Source organism: Leptolyngbya sp. FACHB-711 (assembly GCF_014695615.1).
In the GTDB taxonomy this organism is placed as follows: domain Bacteria; phylum Cyanobacteriota; class Cyanobacteriia; order Elainellales; family Elainellaceae; genus Leptolyngbya_A.
On record NZ_JACJOR010000510.1, the window covers coordinates 1 to 3,267 of the forward strand.

Sequence of the window (3,267 nt, forward strand, 5' to 3'; positions counted from 1 at the left end):
TTGAGGTGGAGTCGAATGCGTTTGTCCAGTTCTGGAGCGTACCTCAACACCCAACGGTTGATCGTCGAGTGATCCGCTCCCATGCCCCGCTCCTGCATCATCTCCTCTAAATCTCGGTAGCTCAGGGAGTAGCGACAGTACCACCGCACGTTCAGCAGGATGATTTCAGGCAAAAAGTGCCGCCATTTGAACAGGGAGGACGTAGACATTGGAGAGCGAGTCAGGGGAGCTGGGCTTGTCCTACCTTACCATTGACCAGTTTTTGCGACACAACCAGCAAGATCTGGTTTGTGGATGAAACTTACATCCGAATCAGTGGTCGGTGGTGCTACTTGTATCGAGGGATCGATGAAGATGGGAGTTTAGTTGATGTGAGGTTGAGCGAGAAGCGAGACATGGAAGCGGCAAAAGCGTTTTTTGCTCAAGCCTATAAGGTAGCAGAACAAGCGCCGCAACGAGTCGCAACGGATGGACATACGAGCTACCCGCGAGCGATCGCAGAAGAATTGGGAGAAGCGGTTGAGCATGAGGTGAGAGATTGCCGAGGGAATCCGATCGAGCAGAGCCATCGAGGAATAAAGCAACGCTATTATCCAACTTTAGGATTTGGAGCGTTTGAATCAGCGCAGCGATTTTGTCAAGCATACGATGAGGTGAGAAACTTTATAAGACCACAGTGTTATATGACAGAAGCAGTGTCTTTGTCTAAGAGAAGAGGACTGTTTTTAGAAAGAGTTGATGAATTGCAGGTGATCTTCCAACCTATTTAACAAAGAGAAGAAAGGGAAAGATAAATTTATGGAAAATAGACAAAGTTTGAATACTCATACCAATTTAAATAGAGGACAAGGCAGATGAAGTAGACTGAGAGGAGCCGTTTCTCCCCACTCCTGATGGTTGGTACTACCCGTATTGAAGTCAAGGAAAGCCTGGATGAATTAGCCCAGCAGTTGCGCCAAGCGAGTACGCCGACAACTAAGGACCGATTGCAAGTCCTATACTGGCTCAAGCAGGAGAATGCTCCCAGTATTAGTGCGATTGCCAAAGCGGTCGGGAAACATCGGAACACACTGCAAACGTGGCTATCGCTGTACCGACAAGGCGGCATCGAAGCCATGCTCGAAATCAAGCAACCGACTGGGGCAGGGTTAATTCATTGTAGGAGTAGGAAAAGAGCTTCGATGTCATTTGCGACTCGACGTTGGGCTTTGGTAATGGAAGGTTCTCCATTTAAGCGGAACACATTGATCGCCCAGGTGCGAATTAGTCCCCAGTTTTCTGGTGCATAAGCGAGTTTGAGTGGACACTCATCCTCACCCAAGACAACATCTTTGACCCAATGGAGCCGGTTTTCAATACCCCAGTGCCCACGAATGCGCTCGGCAAACTGTCGGGCAGTGGTGGCTAAACTGGTGATGTAGTAACTCAATTGGGTGCAGGGTTTACCCTTGCGCATGCCTTGCCGCTGCACCCTGACTAAGCGACGTAATCCTAACCAGTCTTGAGCAATCCCGGCTAAACAATCAAAGACTTCAACCGTTCGATGAGTCAGACGATGATGAGTCTTGTCAGATTGAATGTACACACTCACTGGTCCACAATCCTGGGTAATGGCACAGACTTGTTGATACAACAACTTCTGATTGGCTTTGACGGTAATCACATAATCATTGCCTTGCTCAATAATCGTCTTAACCGTTTTTTTGGCAGTGAGCCGCATCCATCGTGTAGGTGACAGCTTGCAAATCTAATGCTCGAATCAGGGCTGCGACCACTTCAATTTCGCTGCCTTGGTTACTCCGATACGACTCCATCGCCACGACAATGCCTTGAGACTGACTGAACACAGAAACCAAATTGACAAACTGCTGATGAGCCTCACAGGGAGCCACAATACTGCCGTTGAGCCCCTTGCCGTCGATAGCGAACCATCCCAACTCGTCATACTCAACGTAAGGCTTTGCCCAGTTCACGAATACCTGCGCCAGTTGGGCAAAGTCTACACCCATCAGAGCCCGTCGGATCGTGCTATCGGAAGGTAACCGTTGGCAAGATAAGCCTAAGTGATTGACCAGCGCCTGATAGTGACGTTGAGCAAACTCTTCCAACGCTTGATAACTCCTGCACCCATTGAGTGTTCCGAGAACAACCAGCAACAAGATCACCCACAGCGGATACCGTTGTCCGCGTTTAGCTCGAAAGTCTTTGACTTGCTGCAGTGCTTCAATGATCGTGATAGCCATTGCTACTGTTCATGAGTTGAAGGAACTGGATTTCTTCCTATCCTATCTTCTCTACTATCACAATGAATTAGCCCTGCCGACTGGGGGGGTGCGAAAGATACCGCAATGGGCAGAAGAAGCGTTAGCCAAGCGGTTACAAGAGGCAGATCATGGATTTGCAAGCTATGGCATGGTGCAGCAGTGGTTGAGCGAGACGCTGGGCGTTGAAGCCGAGTATCATGCGGTGTACCAGATGACTCGCTACCGCCTTGGGGCAAAGCTGAAAGTGCCTCGTCCTGAGCACATCAAGCAGAACCACGAACAGCGAGACGCATTCAAAAAAACCTTGCCGACGACCTTGCGCTGCTCAGGCAATACGACCGCGTCACCGGTCAAGAGCCACGAGAAATCCGTTATTTCGCGCAGGATGAGAGCCGCTTTGGACTCAAGACGTTACTGGGACGGTTGATAACTGCTTGCGGTGTTAAACCCGTTGGGCAATGGCAGTGGCAGTTCAAAGCGTTTTGGCTTTATGGTGCGGTTGAACCAGCAACAGGAGAATCCTTGTTTTTGCAATTTTCCCACGTGGATACCGTTTGCTACCAAAGGTTCCTGGACGAATTTTCCAAAGCTTATCCGAATAGTCTAAACATTCTCCAAGTGGATAACGGTCGCTTCCACACCAGTCAAGACTTAGTGGTGCCAGAGAATGTCATTTTGTTATTTCAACCTCCTTACTGTCCAGAGCTAAATCCGATTGAGCGGTTATGGCAACATCTCAAAGCAGACCTGAAGTGAACGTTCTTTAAGACGCTTGATCAATTGCAAGCGAAAGTTGATCAACTGCTCACCCAGTTAGTACCCGATATGATTGCTTCTGTCACTGGTTACTCTTTCATCCTAGATGCTCTATCTGCCCTGGATACCATTAGACTTGTCGGGAAATAAGCAAGAATAGAAGGCAGAAATGGGATAAGCAAATGCTGGATATTGAACGGGTGCTGACACAAGACCGCTTGCTGCGCGCTTTAACTGGCTTGAATCG

General features: G+C 48.9%; 4 protein-coding genes and 2 pseudogenes. 4 read left to right on the top strand and 2 right to left on the bottom strand.

Annotated elements, in window-relative coordinates; genetic code table 11:
- Positions 1-209 (bottom strand): annotated as a pseudogene (locus H6F80_RS24575) (IS6 family transposase); the annotation flags it as partial.
- Between the two features lie 81 nt (positions 210-290).
- Between H6F80_RS24575 and H6F80_RS24580 the strand changes: the two are divergent.
- Both H6F80_RS24580 and H6F80_RS31445 read left to right on the top strand, forming a co-directional pair.
- Complete coding sequence (locus H6F80_RS24580) at positions 291-770, top strand: DDE-type integrase/transposase/recombinase (protein ID WP_347277919.1); 480 nt, start codon at positions 291-293, stop codon at positions 768-770.
- Between the two features lie 123 nt (positions 771-893).
- Entirely contained in the window at positions 894-1,289 is a 396-nt protein-coding gene (locus H6F80_RS31445) for a helix-turn-helix domain-containing protein (RefSeq protein WP_518523643.1), read from the top strand.
- 11 nt (positions 1,290-1,300) lie between these two features.
- Here H6F80_RS31445 and H6F80_RS31450 read toward each other — a convergent pair.
- A pseudogene (locus H6F80_RS31450) lies at positions 1,301-2,243 on the bottom strand (ISAs1 family transposase); the annotation flags it as partial.
- On the opposite strand from H6F80_RS31450, the gene H6F80_RS30935 reads away from it, so the two are divergent.
- Both H6F80_RS30935 and H6F80_RS24600 read left to right on the top strand, forming a co-directional pair.
- Positions 2,233-2,691 carry a winged helix-turn-helix domain-containing protein gene (locus tag H6F80_RS30935; protein WP_347277918.1) on the top strand — a complete coding sequence of 153 codons (459 nt, stop codon included), beginning with the start codon at positions 2,233-2,235 and terminating at the stop codon, positions 2,689-2,691. The pseudogene H6F80_RS31450 and the gene H6F80_RS30935 overlap by 11 nt on opposite strands.
- Positions 2,586-3,020 carry an IS630 family transposase gene (locus H6F80_RS24600; RefSeq protein ID WP_199296807.1) on the top strand — a complete coding sequence of 145 codons (435 nt, stop codon included), beginning with the start codon at positions 2,586-2,588 and terminating at the stop codon, positions 3,018-3,020. The genes H6F80_RS30935 and H6F80_RS24600 overlap by 106 nt, the downstream gene beginning before the upstream one ends.
- Positions 3,021-3,267: the final 247 nt, after the last annotated feature.